This window comes from Nonomuraea sp. NPDC052634 (genome assembly GCF_040678535.1).
Classification (GTDB): Bacteria; Actinomycetota; Actinomycetes; order Streptosporangiales; family Streptosporangiaceae; genus Nonomuraea; species Nonomuraea fastidiosa.
The window spans coordinates 1,563,218-1,583,121 of sequence record NZ_JBFATY010000001.1; the positions used below are offsets into that span (position 1 = coordinate 1,563,218).

The 19,904-nt window shown below is 75.4% G+C and carries 8 protein-coding genes; all 8 read left to right on the forward strand.

The window, feature by feature from the left end; translation table 11 throughout:
- From AB0K67_RS07115 to AB0K67_RS07150, 8 genes are read left to right on the forward strand one after another with little or no spacing between them, the layout of a single operon-like run.
- Positions 1 to 204 carry an MbtH family protein gene (locus AB0K67_RS07115; protein WP_364054226.1) on the forward strand — a complete coding sequence of 68 codons (204 nt, stop codon included), beginning with the start codon at positions 1 to 3 and terminating at the stop codon, positions 202 to 204.
- Positions 205 to 212: 8 nt separating this feature from the next.
- Positions 213 to 3,986, forward strand: a complete 3,774-nt coding sequence (locus tag AB0K67_RS07120) for an AMP-binding protein (protein ID WP_364054229.1) — start codon at positions 213 to 215, stop codon at positions 3,984 to 3,986.
- 38 nt (positions 3,987 to 4,024) lie between these two features.
- Positions 4,025 to 5,083 (forward strand): MupA/Atu3671 family FMN-dependent luciferase-like monooxygenase, encoded by a 1,059-nt coding sequence (locus AB0K67_RS07125; RefSeq protein WP_364054232.1) that lies wholly within the window; start codon positions 4,025 to 4,027, stop codon positions 5,081 to 5,083.
- Between the two features lie 44 nt (positions 5,084 to 5,127).
- A complete protein-coding gene (locus AB0K67_RS07130; RefSeq protein WP_364054235.1) occupies positions 5,128 to 9,738 on the forward strand; it encodes an amino acid adenylation domain-containing protein in 4,611 nt (1,536 codons plus the stop codon).
- A complete protein-coding gene (locus AB0K67_RS07135; protein ID WP_364054238.1) occupies positions 9,735 to 13,553 on the forward strand; it encodes an amino acid adenylation domain-containing protein in 3,819 nt (1,272 codons plus the stop codon). Before AB0K67_RS07130 ends, AB0K67_RS07135 begins: the two co-directional genes overlap by 4 nt.
- Positions 13,553 to 16,741, forward strand: coding sequence for an amino acid adenylation domain-containing protein (locus tag AB0K67_RS07140; protein WP_364054241.1), 3,189 nt, complete (start codon positions 13,553 to 13,555; stop codon positions 16,739 to 16,741). The genes AB0K67_RS07135 and AB0K67_RS07140 overlap by 1 nt, the downstream gene beginning before the upstream one ends.
- The gene (locus AB0K67_RS07145; RefSeq protein WP_364054244.1) at positions 16,738 to 18,711 is read left to right on the forward strand and encodes a beta-ketoacyl synthase N-terminal-like domain-containing protein; all 1,974 of its coding nucleotides are present in this window, start codon (positions 16,738 to 16,740) and stop codon (positions 18,709 to 18,711) included. The genes AB0K67_RS07140 and AB0K67_RS07145 overlap by 4 nt, the downstream gene beginning before the upstream one ends.
- A complete protein-coding gene (locus tag AB0K67_RS07150) occupies positions 18,708 to 19,901 on the forward strand; it encodes a cytochrome P450 (RefSeq protein ID WP_364054247.1) in 1,194 nt (397 codons plus the stop codon). Before AB0K67_RS07145 ends, AB0K67_RS07150 begins: the two co-directional genes overlap by 4 nt.
- Positions 19,902 to 19,904: the final 3 nt, after the last annotated feature.

A 19,904-nucleotide genomic window follows, 5' to 3' on the forward strand; every position in this document is an offset into this window, starting at 1 on the left:
ATGACCACCAACCCCTTCGAGGACGAGAACGGCTCCTACCTGGTGCTGGTCAACGACGAGAACCAGCACTCGCTGTGGCCGGCGGACATCGACGTGCCCGCGGGCTGGCGCACGACCTTCGGCCCCGCCGCGCGCGCCGCGTGCCTGGAGCACATCGCGACACACTGGACGGACATGCGCCCGGCGAGCCTCATCCGGGCCTGACCATGAGCGTGCCCGAACCATTGGTGCATGAGGCGTTCGCGGCGCAGGTGGCGCGTACCCCCGAGCGGGTCGCGCTGGTCTGCGGGGCGGAGCGGCTCACCTACGCCGAGCTGGACGCGCGGGCCACGGCGCGCGCGGCCGGGCTGGGCGTCCCCGCAGGGAGCCTGGTCGGCGTGCGCATGGAGCGCGGCGTCGAGCTGGTGGTCGCGCTGCTCGCGGTGCTGAAGGCCGGAGCCGGGTACGTGGTGCTGGATCCGGCGTTCCCCGAGGAGCGGCTGCGCGTCATGGCGGACGACGCCGGCGTGTCGGCGGTGCTCTCCCCGGAAGGGCTGGAGCGCCGGTCCGATCCCGCCCGGCACGACGGGATCGCGTGCGTGATGTTCACCTCCGGCTCCACCGGCCGTCCCAAGGGCGTGGCCGCGCCGCACCGGGCGATCACGGCCACGGTCACCGGCCAGGAGTACGCGCCGTTCGACGCCGTGTGGCTGCAGTGCTCGCCGACGTCGTGGGACGCGTTCGTGCTGGAGCTGTGGGGCCCGCTGCTGTCGGGCGGCACCTGCGTGCTCTATCCGGGCGCGCGTCCCGACCCGCTCGTGCTCGGCCGCCTGATCGCCGAGCACGGCGTGAGCAGCATGTACCTGTCGAGCAGCCTGTTCAACGTGATCGTGGACGAGTGCCCGGACGCGCTGGCCGGGCTGCGCCACCTGATCGTCGGCGGCGAAGCGCTCTCCCCCGCGCACGTCGGCCGGGCCCTCGCCCTGCATCCGGGGCTGCGCCTGCGCAACGGCTACGGCCCGGTCGAAGGCATGATCTTCCTGACCACGCATCCCGTGACCGCCGTGGACGGCCCCGTGCCGATCGGCACGCCGCTGCGCGGCAAGCACGTGCGGGTGCTGGACGCGCGGCTGCGGCCGGTCCCCGACGGTCAGGTGGGCGAGCTGTACGCGGCGGGCGACGGTCTGGCGACCGGCTACCTCGGCCGTCCCGGCGCGACCGCCGAGCGTTTCGTGGCCGACCCGTACGGCCCGCCGGGCGGCCGCATGTACCGCACCGGCGACCTGGTGCGGCGGCGCCCTGACGGCGTGCTCGAATACGTGGGCCGGGCCGACGACCAGGTGAAGGTGCGCGGGTTCCGCATCGAGCCGGCCGAGGTGGAGTCGGTGCTGTCCGGCCACCCGTCGGTCGGGCGGGCCTGCGTGGTGGCCAGGGAGGACGTGCCGGGTGACCGCCGGCTGGTCGCGTACGTGGTGCCGCGCGACCGGTCGGGCTGCCCCGTCGATCCCGGTGTGCTGCGCGCTCACGTCGCGGCGGTGCTGCCGGAGTTCATGGTGCCTGCGGCGTTCGTGACGCTGGAGGCGCTCCCGCTGAGCGCCACCGGCAAGCTCGACCGCGCCGCCCTGCCCGCGCCCGTCTACGGCGAGCCCTCTGAGGCGTCCGCCGGACCTCGCGACGAGCCGCGTGACGAGATCGAGAAGACGCTGTGCGAGCTGTTCGCCGAGGTGCTGAAGGTGCCCGGGGTCGGCGTGCACGACGACTTCTTCGACCTGGGCGGCGACTCCCTGATGGTGGCGCGGCTGCTCAGCAGGATCCACGCCGTGCTGGGCGTGGAGGTCGGCGTCAGGACGCTGTTCGAGACGCCCACGGTCGCGGCCGTCGCCCGCCACGTCGGCGAACGTCCCGGGCCCGGCGGCGGTGTGCCTGCCGCTTCCTCCCCGCGGCCTGAGGCTCAGCACTCCAGGGCGGCCGGGGATACGTCTCCCTTGTCGGCGGCGCAGCGCAGGCTGTGGTTCCTCGACCAGGTGGACGCGGGCGTCGCCTACAACATGCCGATGCTCGTCCGCCTGCGCGGCCCCGTGGACGCCGGCGCGCTGGGCGGGGCGCTGGCGGACGTGGTGGCCAGGCATGAGCCGCTGCGCACGGTCTTCACCGTCCACGACGGCGAGCCCGCCCAGCGGGTGCTGCCCGTGGCCGAGGCGCGGCCCGGGTTCGAGGTCGTCGAGGTGACCGAGGACGAGCTGGACGCGCGCGTGGCCGAGGCGGCGCGGCACCGCTTCGACCTGGAAGCCGAACTGCCGATCCACGCGGTGCTGTTCGTCACGGGGCCGGAGTCGTCGGCGCTGCTGCTGGTCATGCACCACATCGCGACCGACGGCTGGTCGCTGCCGCCGCTCATGCGGGATCTGTCGCGCGCCTACCGGGCGCGGCTCGACGGCATGCCCGTGACGTGGCCGCCGCTGCCGATCACGTACGCCGGGTACGCCGTCCTGCACCGCGACCGCGTGGCCGCCATCGCAGGCGATGAGCTGGCGTACTGGAGAAAGGCGCTGAAAGGGCTGCCGGAACGGCTCACGCTGCCCCGCATCGGCACGTCCGCCGCTTCCGTTACGGGCTCCTCCGGCATTTCCGTTGCGGACTCGCGAGGTGTTTCCCCTACGGACTCGCCCGGCGTTTCCAGCGCGGGTTCCCCCGGGGTTTCCGTTGCAGGTTCCGCCGGTGTTTCCTCCGACGGCTCACCCGCTGTTTCCGCCGGCGCTTTTCCCGGCGTTTCCGCCAACGGATCCCCCGCCGATTCCGCGGCCACCGGCGCCGGAATTCCCGGGGCCGGTTCCCCGTCCCTTTCCGGCACCGATTCACCCGCCGCTTCCTCCGCTTTCGGCGGGGCGGCGCAGACCGTCGTCCGGCATATCGACGCCGGCCTGCACGCGCGGCTCGCCGAGCTGGGCCGGCGGCAGGGCGCCACGCTGTTCATGGTGCTGCAGGCCGGGCTGGCCGAGGTGCTGCGGCGGGCGGGCGCGGGCGAGGACCTGCCGATCGGTGCGCCGGTGGCCGGGCGGTCGACCGGGCCCGTGGACGACCTCGTGGGGTTCTTCGTCAACCTGCTCGTGCTCCGTACCGACGTGTCGGGGGATCCGACGGCCGAGGAGCTGATCGCCCGGGTGCGGGAGACCGACCTGGAGGCGTTCTCGCACCAGGAGGTGCCGTTCGAGCGGGTCGTGCAGGAGTTGAACCCGGCCCGGCGGCCAGGACTGCCGCCGCTCGTGGACGTCGTGCTCGCGCTGCAGAACAACGCGCGGGCCGAGCTGGCGCTGCCCGGCGTGGAGGCGCGGGTCGAGGTCGTCAGGACGGGCGCGGCCAGGTTCGAGCTGCTGGTGGACGTCACCGACACCTACACGGAGGACGGCGCGCCCGACGGGATCGCGGTGACGGTCGAGTACCGCGCCGACGCCTTCGAGCGGGCCGTGATGGAGTGGCTGGCCGAGGCGTTCGTCCTGGTGCTCGACGGCATGTGCGCCGCCCCTGACGCTCCCGTCTCGGGGATCGGCGTGCCGCCGCCGCCCGTCCGCCCGGCGCGTCCGGCCGGTGGGGAGCCCGCGGTACCGCGACCCGGGCTGGCTGGCGGGGAGCCCGCGGTACCGCGACCCGGGCTGGCTGGCGGGGAGCCCGCGGTACCGCGACCCGGGCGGGACGGCGGGAAGCGCGCGGCACCGCCGCCCGGGCGGGACGCCTCCGAGATCGAGCGGGTGGTGGCCGCTGTCTGGGCCGAGGTGCTGGGGGTCGCGCGGGTCGGGCCCGACGACGGGTTCTTCGCGCTCGGCGGCAACTCGCTGAGTGCCGTACGCGTCGCCGCCCGCCTGTCCGCCCAGGGCCTGCCCGCCACGGCCGCCCACCTGTTCGAGGCCCCCACCGTCGCCGCCCTGGCCGCCCTGCTGGCGCGGACACCGGCCAGGGCGGAACCCGCCATCACCCGACTGCCCAGGACCCCGCGTACCCGCACCAACTGAGGCAGCCCGTGTCGCGGGCGCCCGTGAGGAGCACGTCCATGGACCTCAGCGTGATGTTCTTCGGCGCCGACCCGGCCGACGCCGGCGGCACCGGCGGACACGCCGCCAAGTACGACGACATCCTGGCCATCGCCCGGGCCGCCGACCGGCTCGGCTTCACCGCACTGTGGACGCCTGAGCGGCACTTCCAGCAGGTCGGGCAGGTGTTCCCGAACCCGGCCCTGCTCAGCGCCGCGCTCGCCACCGTCACAGAACGCATCCACCTGCGCGCCGGCAGCCTGGTGCTGCCGCTGCACCACCCGCTGCGGGTGGCCGAGGACTGGGCGGTCGTGGACAACCTGTCGCGCGGCCGGGTCGGCCTGTCGGTGGCGACGGGCTGGCATTCGCGGGACTTCGTGCTGGCTCCTGAGGCGTACGAGGACCGCAGGGAGCGCGCCTTCCGCGACCTGGAGCTGCTGCGGCGGGTGTGGGCGGGCGAACCCGCCGAGTTCACCGACGGGACCGGCGAACGGGTTCAGGTGACGCCGCAGCCCAGGCCGTACTCGGCGAGCCTGCCGCTGTGGACCACCACATCGGGCAGCCCGAGCACGTGGGAGGCGGCCGGACGGATGCGTACGAACATCCTCGGCGCGACCATCGGCCAGACCCGCGAGGAGCTGGCCGGGAAGATCGCCTCCTATCGCGACGCCTACGACGCGGCGCCCGGCCGGCCGGGCGCCCCGCCCAGAGGCACGGTGACGCTCATGGCGCACACCTACGTGGCCGCATCGGACGAGGAGGCGCGGGAGCGCGCGGCCGGGCCGCTGAAGGCGTACCTGCGGTCGTACGTGGCCCAGACGGCCGCGAACAAGGGCGGCCCGGACGGCGGGGCGGCCGCGCTGAGCGAGGCGCAGCTCACGGCGCTCACCGACTTCGCCTTCCGCCGCTACCTGGCCTGGGGCGGCCTCATCGGCTCGCCGGAGACGTGCCGCAAGAGCCTGGCGGACCTCGCCGAGCTGGGTTGCGACGAGGTGGCCTGCTTCGTCGACTTCGGGCTCGGCCGCGACGAGGTGCTCGCCGGCCTGGAACGCCTCGCCGACCTGCGGGAGGGACTGTGACTGAGACCGTACCTGGGGCCGTACCTGGGGCCGTACCTGGGACCGTGCCCGGGATCGGGACCCGGACGGGGGCAGGACCCGCCGTCAAGCGGACGGCGGGCAAGAGCGCAAGTGAGCGGTTCGCCGCGCTCAGCGGGGAGCGCCGCGTCGAGCTGCTGCGGCGGCTGGTGGCGGCGGGCAAGCTGGAGGCGATCCCCGAGGTGGTGCCGCCGCGCGACCCCGCGCAGCCGGTGCGGCTCAGCCCGGCGCAGGAGGACCTGTGGGTGTTCGAGTCGCTGTATCCGGACACGGCCGCGCTCAACCTGTGCTGCTCGTACCACTTCGACAGCCCCGTGGACCCGGCTGAGCTGGAGGCGGCGCTGACGATCGTGCTGCGCCACCACGACACGCTGCGCATGCGGATCACCGGGGACGTGGACGACCTGCGGGTGACGTTCGCGCCGCCGGAGCCGTTCCGTCTTGAGCGCATCGACCTGCGCGGCACGGGCGTCACGCTGCGCGAGGCGCTGCACGCCTTCAGCCGCCGCACGTTCGACCTGAACGGCGGCCCGCTGATCAGGGGCGGCTTCATCACCGTCGACGACACGCGGGCGACGCTGGTGCTCGCGCTGCACCACATCGCGACCGACTGGTGGTCGTTCGACGTGCTGCACAACGAGCTGTGCGACGCCTACCGCGCCGTGCGCGAGGGCGGCGCGCCCCGGCTGGGCCGCCCGTCCGTCCAGTACGCCGACTTCGCGGGCTGGCAGCGAGAGCTGGAGGCGGCCGGGGTGTTCGACGCCCAGCTCGCCTGGTGGCGCGACTACCTCGCGGGCCCGCCGAAACCCCTCGCGGTCGGCTCCGCCGCGCCGGGCCGGCCCTTCGGCGTCGAGCAGATCGCGTTCGGCATCGACGCGCGCATCGAGGCCGCCGTACGCCGCCTGGCCAGGGAGCGCGGCGCCACCGTCTACGGGGTGCTGATGACGGCCTTCGCGGTGTTCGCGCACCGGCTGACCGGCGAGTCCGACCTGATCACCGGAACCCCCGTCGCCAACAGGTCGGCCAGGGGCCTGGAGCGGGTCATCGGGTATGTCATGAACTCGCTGCCCGTCCGCTGGCGGATCGGGCGGGACACGACGTTCGCGGAGCTGCTGGCCCGGTTCACCGCCGAGTTCCCGCAGATCATGGCGAACGGCGACGTGCCCGTGGGCCGCATCGTGCAGGCCGTGGACCCGGAGCGGGTGGCCGGGCGCTCGCCGCTGTACTCGTGGGTGTTCATGCACCTGACGAAGCAGGAGAGCGTGGCCAGGCTGCGCGAGATCACCGACCCCGAGCGGGTGCACACCGGCGGCGAGCACGACCTGGTCGGGATCGTGCGCGACGGTGACGACGGGTTCGAGGCGAGCCTGGAGGTCCGTACCGACGTCTACGACCCCGAGGTCGTGCGGGCCTGGGCCGGTTCCTTCACGGTGCTGCTGGAGTCGCTGGTGTCCGCGCCGGACGAGCCCGTGTCGCGGGCCGCGCTGCTGCGCGAGCCGCCCGCGTGCGCGGGCGAGGCGCCGCCGCCCGGGGCGAACCTGCCGGAGCTGGTGGCGCGGCAGGCCCTGCGCGCGCCCGAGGCGGTGGCGGTCGAGTCCGGCGGCGAGCGGCTGACGTACCGGGAGCTGCTGTCGCGGGTCGACGGGCTGGCCGGGGCGCTGCTCGCGCGCGGCGTGGGGCCCGAGCGGGTGGTGGCGCTCGCGCTGGAACGCTCGGTCGACCGCGTGGTGGCGATGCTGGCGGTGCAGCGGGCGGGCGGCGCGTACCTGCCGCTCGATCCCGGCCATCCGGCGGAGCGGCTGTCGTCCATGATGGCGGACGCGGGGGCCTCGCTGCTGATCGCGGAGCCGGGGGTGCTGCCCGAGCTGGACGCGGAGCGGGTCTCGCCGCGCGACACCGCGCAGGTCACGAAATTTCCAGCTATTTCGCTGGATAGTGCGGCGTACGTCATTTACACCTCCGGCTCCACCGGGCGGCCCAAGGGGGTCGTCGTCACCCACGCCGGCCTGGCCGCGCTCGCCCACTCCCTGGTCACCCGCTTCGAGCTGGGACCCGGCGACCGGATCCCGCAGCTCGGCCCGGCCACGTTCGACATCTCGGTGGCCGAGCTGTGCATGGCGTTCGGCTCCGGCGGCACGCTCGTCGTCCCGCCCGGCGGTCCCCTCGTGGGCGGCGAGCTGGCGCGGGTGCTGCGGGACGGGCGGGTGACGTTCGCGCTGGTGCCGCCCTCGGTGCTCGCCACCGTGCCGCCTGGTGACTGCCCCGGCCTGCGCGGGCTGGCCTCCGGGGCGGACGTGTGCCCGCCCGAGCTGGTGGCGGCGTGGACGGCGGCGGGTGTGCGCTTCTGGAACGCGTACGGGCCGACCGAGACCACCGTCGCCGCCACCGTCAGCGACCCTCTCCCCCCGGACGGCACGCTGCCTCCCATCGGGCGGCCGCTCGCCGGGACCCGCACGTACGTGCTGGACGCCCGCCTGCGTCCGGTGCCCGTCGGGGTGCCCGGCGAGCTGTACGTCGCCGGTGCCGGGGTCGCGCGCGGCTACCTCGGACGTCCCGGCCTGACCGCCGAGCGCTTCGTCGCCGACCCGTACGGCGCGCCCGGCACGCGCATGTACCGCACCGGCGACCTCGTCCAGCGCCGCCCGGACGGCCAGCTCCACTTCCTCGGCCGCAGCGACGACCAGCTCAAGGTCCGCGGGCTGCGCATCGAACCCGCCGAGATCGAAGCCGCGCTCTGCCGCCACCCCGGCGTCGCCCAGGCGGCGGTCGCCCTCCACGGCTCCCGCCTCATCGCCTACCTCGTCTCCACCGGAAGGGACGCGAGCACGGCCGGCACGCCCCCGGCGCAGCGACCGGCGGCGACCGGCCAGGCCCCGAACGAGCCGGTGCCGGGCGCTAGGCCGGTGCCGGGGGCCGGGCCGGTGCCGGGGGCCGGGGCCGGCCCGGGCCGGGCGGGGCTGGACACCGGGGAGGTGCTGGCGCACGCGATGGCGGTGCTGCCCGCGCACATGGTGCCGAGCGAGTTCGTCGTGCTGGACGCGCTGCCCGTGACGCCGCAGGGCAAGCTGGACCGGACCGCGCTGCCCGCACCGGGCCCGGCCTTGGAGGCGTCGCGTGAGCCGGCGACCGAGCGGGAGTCGGTCCTGTGCGGGCTGTTCGCCGAGCTGCTCGACGTGCCCGAGGTGGGCGCGGACGACGACTTCTTCCGGCTGGGCGGCGACAGCGTGACCGCGATCCAGCTCGTGAGCCGGGCCCGCGCCCAGGGGCTCGCGCTGACGCCGCGCGAGGTGTTCGCCGCGAGGACCCCGGCGGCGCTGGCCGCCCTGGCGCGGACGGTGGGCGGGCCGGTCGCGGACTCCCCGGCCGGCAGGTTCCCGATCACGCCGATCATGCACTGGTGGCGCGAGCACGGCGGGCCGCTGGAGTCGTTCACGCAGTCGCTGATCGTGCCCGTGCCGGACGGCTGCGACGCCGACCGCATCAGGACGGCGCTGCGCACGCTGGCGGCCCGGCACGCGGCCCTGCGCATGCGCCTCCTCCGCCGCCCGGACTCCGCCTGGGAGCTGGAGATCCCGGACGAGCCCCAGGACATCCCGTTCATCCACCCGGCCGTCAGCGGGCGGCAAGCGGCGACGCGGCCGGATCCGGAGCGGGGGGTGATGCTGACGGCCGCATGGGTGGCGCCGGATCGGCTGCTGCTCACGGCGCATCACCTGGCCGTGGACGCGGTGTCCTGGCGGGTCATCGGCTCCGAACTGGACGCGCTGCTCCGCGACCCGGACGCGCGGCCCGCCGCCCCCGGCACGTCGTTCGCCCGCTGGGCGCGGCTGCTCGCGGCGGAGGCCCGCAACCCGGAACGGGTGGCGGCCGAGCTGCCGCTGTGGAAGGACATCGCCGCGAACGCCGCTCCCCTCCTGCCGGCCGGGCGGGGCCGGGGGAAGCGGGCGACGTTCACCTCCGTCCTCCCGCCCGGCCTCACCGAGCAGGCCGTCACGCACCTGCCCGCCGCCTTCCGCTGCGGCCCGGACGAGGTGCTGCTGACCGCGCTGGCCATCGCGGTGACCAGGTGGCGCGGCGGCACCGACGTGCTGGTGGAGGTGGAGGGCCACGGCCGGGAGCCGTTCACCGACGACGTGGACATCTCGAACACCGTGGGCTGGTTCACCGCCCAGTACCCGATCGCCCTGGACGCCTCCGGCACGCCGGCGGACGCGCTCCAGCGGACCAAGGAGCGCCTGCGCGCCGTGCCGGGTAACGGACTCGGGTATGGCCTGCTCCGCTACCTCAACCCCGCCACCGCAGCGGAACTGGCCGCGCTCCCCGCCCCCGACCTGCGCTTCAACTACCTGGGCAGGTTCGACGGCGAGCTGCTCGGCATGCAGGACGCGCCCATGGCGTACGCGGTGGAGCTGGACGCCCTGACCCGCGCCGGCGAGCTGGTGGCGAGCTGGTCGTACGCGGCGGAGGCTCTCACCGAGGAGCAGGTCGCGGACCTCGCGGGCCACTTCGAGTCGGCGCTGACCGAGCTGGCGGGGCGGGCGGAGGCGGCGGGCCCGGCGGCCGGTGACTTCCCGCTGGTCGAGCTGACCCAGACCCAGCTCGACGAGCTCACGGCCGACCTGGACGGCGAGTGGTGAGCGCCCGTCTGGCGGACGTGCTGCCGCTCTCCCCCGCCCAGGAGGGCCTGCTCTTCCACGCCCTGTACGGCGGCCACGACCCGTACGTGGTGCAGGCCAGGTTCGCGCTGGACGAGCCCGCCGACCCGGCCCGCCTGCGGGCGGCGCTGGAGTCGCTGCTCGGCCGCCACCCGAACCTGCGGGCCTGCTTCCGCCACAAGGGCCTGGACCGCCCGGTCCAGCTCATCCCGCACCGGGTCCGCTTGCCGTGGACGGAGGTGGACCCGCCGTCGGAGGCCGAGCTGGACCGCATGCTGGAGGCGGACCGGCTGCGCCCGTTCGAGGTGACGAGGCCGCCGCTGGTGCGCGCCATGCTGGTGGGCCGGCGCGAGCTGGTGCTGACCCTGCACCACCTCCTGGTGGACGGCTGGTCGATGCCGATCCTGGCCCGCGAGCTGGCCACCCTGTACGCGGGCGGCACCCTGCCGGAGCCCGCACCCGCGTACCGGGACTATCTGGCCTGGCTGCGCGAGCAGGACGGTGAGCGGGCGCTGCGGGCCTGGCGCGAGGCACTGGCCGGTCTGCCGGGGCCGACGCTGCTCAGGCCCGGCGTGGGAGCGGACGCCGTCCGGCAGGAGGCGCTGGAGCTGGAGCTGTCCCCCGAGCTGAGCGCGGACGTGCGGCGGCGGGCCCGCGAGGCGGGAGTGACGGTGAACACGCTGGTGCAGGCCGCCTGGGCGCTGGTGCTCGCGCGGATGACCGGGAGCGACGACGTGGTGTTCGGCGCGGTGGTGTCGGGCCGCCCGCCGGAGGTGCCGGGCGTGGAGTCGATGGTGGGGCTGTTCGTCAACACCGTCCCGGTACGCGTCGGAACCGCCGCGCCCGGCCTGCTGCGCCGCCTCCAGGACGAGCAGGCCGCGCTCACCCCGTTCCACCACGTACGGCTGGCGGACGTGCAGCGCGGCATCGGCGAGCTGTTCGACACCCTGCTGGCCTTCGAGAACTATCCGCGCTCCGGCCTCGACACCCCCGGCCTGCGGCTGACCGGTGTCCACGACGCCACCCACTACCCGCTGACGGTGACGGTGGTGGCGGGCGAGCGGCTGTGGCTGCGGCTCGGCTACCGGGCGGGCGTGGTGTCCCGCGCGGAGGCAGAGGCCGTGGCCGCCCGGCTGGTCACCGCGCTCGAACGCGCCGGCGTGGACGGTGCCGACGTGCTGCCGGAGGCGGAAAGGCACCGGCTGCTGACCGCCTGGAACGACACGGCGCGCGAGCCCGCGGGCGGGTCGGTGCCCGAGCGGTTCGCGGCGCAGGCCAAGCGCGCCCCGGACGCGGTCGCGGTCGAGTTCGGCGAGCGTACGCTGACCTACGCCGAGCTGGACGAGCGCTCCTCCCGCCTGGCCGCCTGGCTCGCCGCCCGCATGCGGCCGCGCACGCGACCCGGCGGGGCGCCGGAGACGCCGGTGGCGCTGCTCATGGAGCGCTCGATCGACCTGGTGATCGCCCAGCTCGCGGTGCTGAAGGCCGGCGGTTGTTACGTGCCGCTCGACCCGGCGCAGCCGGCCGCCCGGCTGGAGCGGCTGCTCGCGGACAGCGGCGCCGAGATCGTGCTGACCTCCGCCGGCTGCGACACCGGCAGCAGCGAGTTCGTGCCCGTGCCGGTGCGTCCGCATGCCGCCGCGTACGTCATGTACACCTCGGGCTCGACCGGCGAGCCCAAGGGCGTGGTCGTCACCCACCAGAACATCCTTGAGCTGGCCGCCGACCGCCGCTTCGCCGGGCACCGGCGGGTGCTGCTGCACAGCCCGCACACCTTCGACGCGGCCACGTACGAGCTGTGGATCCCCCTGCTCAACGGCGGCACCGTCGTCATCGCGCCGCCGGGCCCGCTGCACGCGAGCACGATCGAGCGGAGCCGCCTTGACGCGGTGTGGCTGACGGCCGAGCTGTTCCGCACCCTCGCCGACCTCGCGCCCGGCGCGCTGGCCAGGGCGGGCGAGGTGTGGGCGGGCGGTGACGTGCTGCCCGCCGACGCGGCGCGGCGGCTGGCGCGGCGCGGCGTCCGGGTCGTCAACGGGTACGGCCCCACCGAGACCACGACGTTCGCCACCAGCCACCGCGTGTCCCAGGAGCCGGCGGCGGGGCCGATCCCGATCGGGCGGCCGCTGGACAACACCCGCGTGTACGTCCTCGACGCCCGGCTGCGGCCCGCCCCCGTGGGCGTGATCGGCGAGCTGTACATCGCGGGGACCGGCCTGGCCCGCGGCTATCTCGGCCGTCCGGGGATGACGGCGGAACGGTTCGTCGCCGACCCGTTCGGCCCGCCGGGCGGGCGGATGTACCGGACCGGCGACCTGGCGCGGTGGACGCCGGCCGGCGAGCTGGAGTTCGCGGGCCGGGCGGACGGGCAGGTCAAGATCCGCGGCCACCGGGTCGAGCCCGGCGAGGTGGAGGCGGTGCTGGAGGGCTGCCCCGACGTGGAGCGCGCCGTCGTCACCGCGCCGGAGTCGCCGTCCGGGCGGCGGCTGGTCGCGTACCTGCTGCTGACCGGGAACGGGCGGCTCGACCGGGTGCGCGGGCACGCCGGCGCCCACCTGCCCCGCCACCTCCTGCCCTCCCGGTACGAGGTGCTCGGGCACCTGCCGCTCACCCCGCACGGCAAGATCGACCGCGCCGCCCTCCCCTACGCCGCCCTCCCGAACTCCGGGATCCCCGGCTCCGGCTTGCCGGGCGACGGCCCGCCCGGGAGCCGGGCCACCGGCGGCCGGGCCGCCGCGCGTCCCGCCGCGCACGCGGCCGAGCCCTCGGGGACCCCTCCGGCCACACCGCGCGAGAAGGAGCTGTGCGGCCTGTTCGCCGAGGTGCTGAACATCCCCGAGGCGCACGCCGGCACCGACTTCTTCGCCGCGGGCGGCGACTCGCTGCTCGCCATGCGCCTGATGGCCGCGATCGAGCACGCGCTGGGCCTGCGCACCTCGATCGCCGCGCTGTTCGAGTCGCCCACCCCGGCCGGGCTGGCCGCCCGCCTCGACAGGGCCGCGCCCGAGCTGGACCTGTCGCCGCTGCTGACGCTCAGGGCCGAGGGCGACCTGCCGCCGCTGTTCTGCGTGCATCCGGGACGGGGCATCGGCTGGTCCTACACGGCGCTGCTCCCCCACCTCGCGTCCGGCCGCCCGGTGTACGCGTTGCAGTCGCCGGTGCTCCAGGACCCCTCGTACCGGCCGCCCGGCACGATGCGCGAGCTGGCCGGCGACTACCTGGCGCGGATCAGGCGGGTCCGGCCCGAGGGTCCGTACCTGCTGCTCGGGCACTCCTTCGGCGGGCTGCTCGCGTACGAGATGGCCGCCCGCCTGCGCGCGGACGGGCAGGAGGCCGGGCTGGTGGCCTCGCTGGACGCGGTCCCCTGGCCGCCGGGCACGCAGGCGGACCCCGGCGACGCCGAGCAGGAGGCGCTGACGATCCTGCTGCGCACCCGCACGCTGCGCCCCTACGCCGAGCCCGGCCGCCTGGAGCGGGCCCGCGTGTTCGCGTCGGTCAGGGAGAGCGAGGGGCCGCTGTCCGGGCTGGACGACGAGCGCCTGTCGGCCGTGGCGGACGCCGTGGCGGGGCATCTGCGGCTGGCGGTGACGTACCGGCCCGCGCCGTACGACGGGACGGTGCTGCTCTTCTCGGCCACCGCCCAGCCCGGCGGCCTGCCCTCGCCCGCCAAGGCCGCCCGGTGGGCGCCGGCGAAGGTGCGGGTGCACGACCTGGACTGCGGGCACAGCGACCTGCTCAGGCCGGGCCCGGCCGCCGAGATCGCCGAAGTCCTCGAACCGATCCTGAGGGAGTTCTGATGACGCCGGTCGAGTACGAGTTCCCCGTGTCCCCCGCACAGGCCAGGATGCTGGTGCTTGACCAGCTCAACCCGGGCACCGCCCAGTACAACGTGCCGGTCGCGTTCGCGGTGCGGGGGCGCTTCGACGTGGCGGCCTTCGGCGCGGCCCTGGACGCGGTGGTGGACAGGCATGAGGCGCTGCGCACGGTGTTCCGCCCGCACGGCGGCGAGTACGTGCAGGTCGTGGCGGAGCGGGCGCGGGCCTGCCTGCGCATCGAGCGTGACGTGCCGGCGGGCGAGGCGCGGGCGCGGATGGCGGCGGACGCGGCCGAGCCGTTCGACGTCACGCGGGGCCCGCTGCTGCGCTGCACCGTCTACGCGCTCGGCGACGGCACCCATCTCGTCCTGCTGGTGGCGCATCACGTGGTCTGCGACGGCTGGTCGCTCCGCCTGCTGCTGCGCGACCTGGCCGCCGCCTACTCCGCCCGCCTGAAAGGCGAGACGATCACCTTCAGGAACGGCGAGCAGCCGGTGCAGTACCCGGACTACGCCGCCTGGCAGCGCGACCGGCTGGCCGGGCACGCCCTGGACGAGGCGGTCGCGTACTGGGCGGGCGCGCTCAAGGACGTCCCGCAGACGCTGGCCCTGCCCACCGACCGTCCCCGGCCGGCGGTGCAGTCGGCGGCGGGCGGCGTCGTACGCCTGGACCTGCCCAAGGGCGTACGCGATCGGCTGGCGGAGGTGGCGGCGGGGCGGAACGCGACGCCGTTCGCGGCCGTGTTCGCCGCCTTCGCCGCGTTCCTCACCCGCGTCACCGGCCAGCGCGACTTCGTGGTCGGCGTGCCGGTCTCGGGTCGCGACCACCCCGACGTGCAGGACCTGGTGGGCCTGCTGGCCAACACGCTCGCGATGCGGGCCGACGTGACGGGCGAGCCGTCGTACCTCGACCTGATCGAGCGCGTACGCGACCGCCTGCGCGAGTCGCGGCCGCACCAGGAGGCGCCCTTCGAGGCGGTGGTGGAGGCGGTGTCGCCGGGCCGCGAGCTGAGCCACGACCCCCTCGTCCAGGTCATGCTCGCCTACGACGACGACCCCGGCATGACGCTCGACCTGCCGGGCGCGCAGGTCGAGCGGCTGGAGCTGCTGCTCGACGACGCCAAGTTCGACCTGCTGCTGAACGTCCAGCGCGAGGACGAAGGGCTGGCCGCCCACCTCGTCTACCGTGCGGACCTGTTCGACGCGGCGACCATCCGGCACTGGGCGCGGGCGTTCGAGACGCTGCTCGGCGGGCTGCTGAGCCGCCCCGAGCTGCCGGTCACCGCGCACGAGCTGCTCGCCGACGGCGAACGCCGCCGCGTGCTGCGCGACTGGAACCGCACCGCCGTGCCCGTCCCCCGGCGCCTGGTGCCGGACCTGGTGGCCGAGCAGGCGGCGGCGCGGCCCGGCGCGACGGCGCTGGTGCACGGCTCGGCCCGGCTGACCTACCGGGAGCTGCTGGCGGCCGCCGACCGGCTGGCGGCCCGGCTGCGCGCGGCCGGCGTCGGCCCCGGTGTGCCGGTGGGCCTCTGCCTGCCCAGGGGCGCGGAGATGGCCGTTGCGGCGCTCGCGGTGCTGCGCGCCGGTGGCGCGTACGTGCCGCTCGATCCGGCGCATCCGCCGGCCCGGCTGCGGTTCATGGTCGCCGACGCCGGGGTCCGGCTGCTGATCACGGCGGCTCCCGCCGACCTGGGCGCGCCGGTGACGATCTACGGCGACGACGGCCCGATCCCGCCCGTCGGCCCGGTACGCGACACGCATCCCACCCTCGACGACCTCGCGTACATCCTCTACACCTCCGGCTCCACCGGCAGGCCGAAGGGCGTCGCCGTCGAGCACCGCGCGCTGCTGAACCTGGCCACCGCCGTCCGCCCCCAGTTCCCCGTGACCGCCGGCGACCGGGTGCTGCAGTACGTGTCGTTCGGCTTCGACGTGGCCGTCTCCGACCTGTTCTTCACCTTCGTGGCAGGGGCCGAGCTGCATGTGGCGGGCGAGGACGAGCGGCTCGGCGACGAGCTGTACGCCCGGCTGCGCGACTCCCGCATCACGTACGCCTTCCTGCCGCCGTCGGCCGCCATGTCGCTGCCGTGCCCGCAGGACGCGCTGCCCGACCTGCGCACGCTCGCCATCGGCGGCGAGGCGGTCCCGCCCGAGCTGGTGGAGCGCTGGGCCACGCCGTGGCGGCGGGTGGTGGACGCGTACGGGCCGAGCGAGACCACCGTGTACGCGACCACCGCCGACCTCGAACCCGGGCGGCCCGTGGTGATCGGCAGGCCGGTCGCGAACGCGCGGGCGTACGTGCTGGACGAGCGGCTGCGCCCGGTGCCCGTCGGCGTGACCGGCGAGATCTACATCGCGGGCGACGGTGTGGCGCGCGGCTACGCCAACCGGCCAGGGCTGACGGCCGAGCGGTTCGTCGCGGACCCGTTCGGGCCGCCGGGCGCGCGCATGTACCGGACCGGCGACCTCGGCCGCTACGACGCGGACGGCGTGCTGTCCTACCTGGGCCGGGTGGACACCCAGGTCAAGCTGCGCGGCTTCCGCGTCGAGCTGGGCGAGATCGAGACCGTGCTGGCCGCGCACCCGCGCGTGTCGGTCGCGGCGGCGACGGTACGCGGCGACCGGCTGGCCGTCTATGCGGTCCCCGCTGACGGGGAGGGACCGCCGACGGTGCCGGACGTACGGGAGTGGCTGGCCGAGCGGCTGCCCGGCTACATGGTGCCCGACACGGTCGTCTTCCTGGACGAGCTGCCGCTGGGCACGTCCGGCAAGATCGACAGGTCCCGGCTGCCCGACCCGCCGCTCACCCGCCCCGACCTGCACAGACCGTACGTGTCCCCGCAGACGGACACGCAGCGGATGCTGGCCGAGGTGTGGGCGCAGGCGCTCGGCCTGACCAGGGTCGGCCTGCACGACAACTTCTTCGACCTGGGCGGCAACTCGATCAGGCTGCTCGCCGTGCTCGCCGCGCTGCGCGAGCGCGGCAGGGACGGCGGGCTCACGCTGGTCGACCTGTTCCGCCACCCCACGGTCGCCGCGCTGGCCGCCCGGCTCGACGGCGGCGCCCCCGATCGGCGAACCGCAGGAAACGGCGAGGCCAGGCGGCGCGGGCAGCGGCGGCGCGAGCTGCTCGCCGCCCGCAGGAACGCACAGAGAGGTGAAAGGCATTGAGCGACGTACCGGCGGTGGCCATCGTGGGCATGAGCGGGCGCTTCCCTGGTGCCGGGGACGTGGCCGAGTTCTGGCGCAACCTGCGCGAGGGCGTCTGCTCGATCACCGACTTCAGCGAGGACGAGCTGCTCGCCGCCGGGGTGGACCCGGCCGAGCTGCGCGGCCCCGGCTACGTGGCGGCCAAGGGGTTCCTGGCCGACGCCGACAGGTTCGAGCATCCGCTGTTCGGGTTCAACGCCACGGAGGCGGCGGCGCTCGACCCGCAGCACCGCCAGCTCCTGGAGACGGCCTGGTCGGCGCTGGAGGACGCCGGGTACGACCCGCGCCGCCCGCCCGCCAGGACCGGCGTGTACGTGGGCGGCGGGCCGTCGGAGCACTCCGTCGCGGCCCAGGTGGACGGGACTCTGCGGTCCCGGCTGGGGCCGATGCACGTGCGGGTGTTCACCGACCGGGAGTTCCTCGCCGGGTGGCTGTCGTACCGGCTGGGGCTGACCGGGCCGAGCCTGACCGTGCAGACGGGCTGCTCGACGTCGCTCGCGACCGTGCACGTCGCCGTGCAGGCGCTGCTCGGCGGCGAGTGCGACCTGGCGCTCGCGGGCGGCGTGTCCATCGAGTCGCCGTACCCGCGCGGCTATGTGTACGAGCCCGGCGGCATCTCCTCGCCCGACGGCCGCTGCCGGCCGTTCGACGAGAAGGCCGCGGGCACGGTCGGCGGCGACGGCGTCGGCCTGGTGGTGCTGCGGCGGCTGGAGGACGCGCTGGCCGACGGCGACCCGATCTACGCGGTCATCCGGGGCACGGCGGCGACCAACGACGGCCCCGGCCGGGTCGGCTTCACCGCGCCGGGCGTGGACGGGCAGGTCGCGGCCATCGTGGAGGCGTGGGCGACGGCCGGGCTCGACCCGTCGGACGCCCAGTTCCTCGAAGCGCACGGAACCGGCACCGACCTCGGCGACCGCATCGAGATCGCCGCCGCGGCCGCCGCCTTCGAGGACGGGTCCGGCAGGCCGGGCCGCTGCGCGATCGGCTCGGTCAAGTCGAACGTCGGCCACCTGAACGCGGCCGCCGGCATCGCCGGGCTCATCAAGGTGGCGCTGATGCTGCGGCACCGCACGATGGTGCCCACCGTGAACGTCACCCGCGCCCACCCCGACCTCTCCCTGGACGCCACCCCGTTCCGCCTGCTCACCGCCACCGAGGAGTGGCCGGCCCCGGCCTCCGGGCCCCGGCTCGCCGGGGTGTCGTCGCTGGGCATCGGCGGCACCAACGTCCACGTGGTCCTGGAGGAGGCCCCGGCCGCCGCAGGGACGCGTACGGAGACGGCGCCCCGTGTCGTGCTGCCGCTGTCGGCGCGGACCGAGGAGCAGCTGGCCACGGCCGCGCGGCGGCTGGCGGCGGCGTTGCGCGAGCCGGACGCGCCCGCGCTGGCCGACGTCGCGTACACGCTGGCGCACGGCCGCGCCGCCCTGGACGCGCGGGCGTACGTGATCGCGACCGGCCACGAGCAGGCCGCCGCCGCCCTGGAGGCGCGGCGGTGGGACCGGGGCGATCCCCTGGGCGATGCGTGGCTGGCGGGCGAGGAGGTCGCCTGGCCGGCGGGCCGGCGGGTGCACCTGCCCACGTACCCGTTCGCCGGGGACCGGCACGGCGCGCTCACCCTGCGCCCCCGCCCGCAGCCGGAGCAGGACACGCGAGCGCCTCAGGAGGACGTGACGGCGGCGGTGACCGAGCTGTTCATGACCACGCTCGCCCTGTCCGGCCCCGGCGACCTGTCCCGTACGTACTTCGCCGTGGGCGGCGACTCGCTGACCGCCGTCTTCCTGGCGAGCGAGCTGCGCGACAGGTTCGGATTGGAGGTTCCGATCGAGCTGTTCCTGACCGAGCTGCCGCTCAGCGAGATCATCGGCAGGGCCGTCAACGGCGAGGAGGACGACCTGCTCGGCGACCTCCTCGACGAGTTCGAGCGATGAGCGGGGGCCGCCCGCAGCCGGATCCGGGCACCTACGACGACCTGGACCTGCTCGATCCGCGCCTGCACGCCGACTACGACCTGACCGCCTACTGGCGGCACCTGCGCGCCCACGACCCGGTGCGCAGGCACGCCGGGTTCTGGAGCGTCACCAGGCACGCCGACGTGCTGGCCGCGGTCCGGGACACCGAGACGTTCACCTCGCTCAAGGGCAACATGCTGCGCACGCTGCTACGCGGCCACGACCCGGGCGCGGGCCGGATGATCGTGGTCACCGACGGGCCCCGGCACGCGGTCCTGCGCCGCCTGCTGACCCCCGGCTTCGGCCCGCGTACGCTCGGCCCCATCACCCGCTCGATCGAGGCGGCCACCCGCGACCTGCTGGGCGGGCTGGTGCGGCGGGGCGGCGGCGACTTCGTCGAAGAGGTGGCCGCGCAGGTGCCGCTGCGCGCGATCTGCGAGCTGCTCGGCGTGCCGGAACGCGACCGGCAGCGGGTGCTGGAGCTGACCGGCCGCGCGATGCTGGGCGAGAGCGGCACCGGGACGCCGGGCGCCGAGGCGAGGATCGCCCAGAGCGAGATCCTGCTCTACTACACCCGCCTGGCCGCCGATCGCAGGGACGCGCCCGGCGACGACGTCATCAGCCTGCTCGTCTCCGCCGACCTGACGGAGGAGGAGGTGCTGCTCAACTGCTACAACCTGATCATCGGCGGCGACGAGACGGCCCGGCTGGCGCTGGCGGGCGGCGTGCTGGCGCTGGCCGAGCACGACAAGGAGTGGGCCCGCCTGCGCGCCGACCCCGAGCTGGTCGAGCCCGCCGCCGAGGAGATCCTGCGCTGGACCACGCCGGCCGCGCACGTCGGCAGGACGGCCGTGCGCGACACGGAGCTGGGCGGCCGGGCGATCGCGGCGGGCGACGTGGTGGCGCTGTGGACGGTGTCGGCCAACCGCGACGAGGCCGTCTTCGACGACCCCGACACCTTCGACATCGGCAGGAAGCCGAACCGGCACCTCACCTTCGGCCACGGCCCGCACTTCTGCCTGGGCGCCCAGCTCGCCCGCGCCGAGCTGCGGGCGCTGCTGTCGGAGCTGCGCGCCACCGTGTCGTCGATCGAGGTGACGGGCCCGGTGACGTGGCTGCCGTCGAACTTCATCCGCGGCGTCGCGTCCCTGCCGGTCGCCTTGACATAGCCT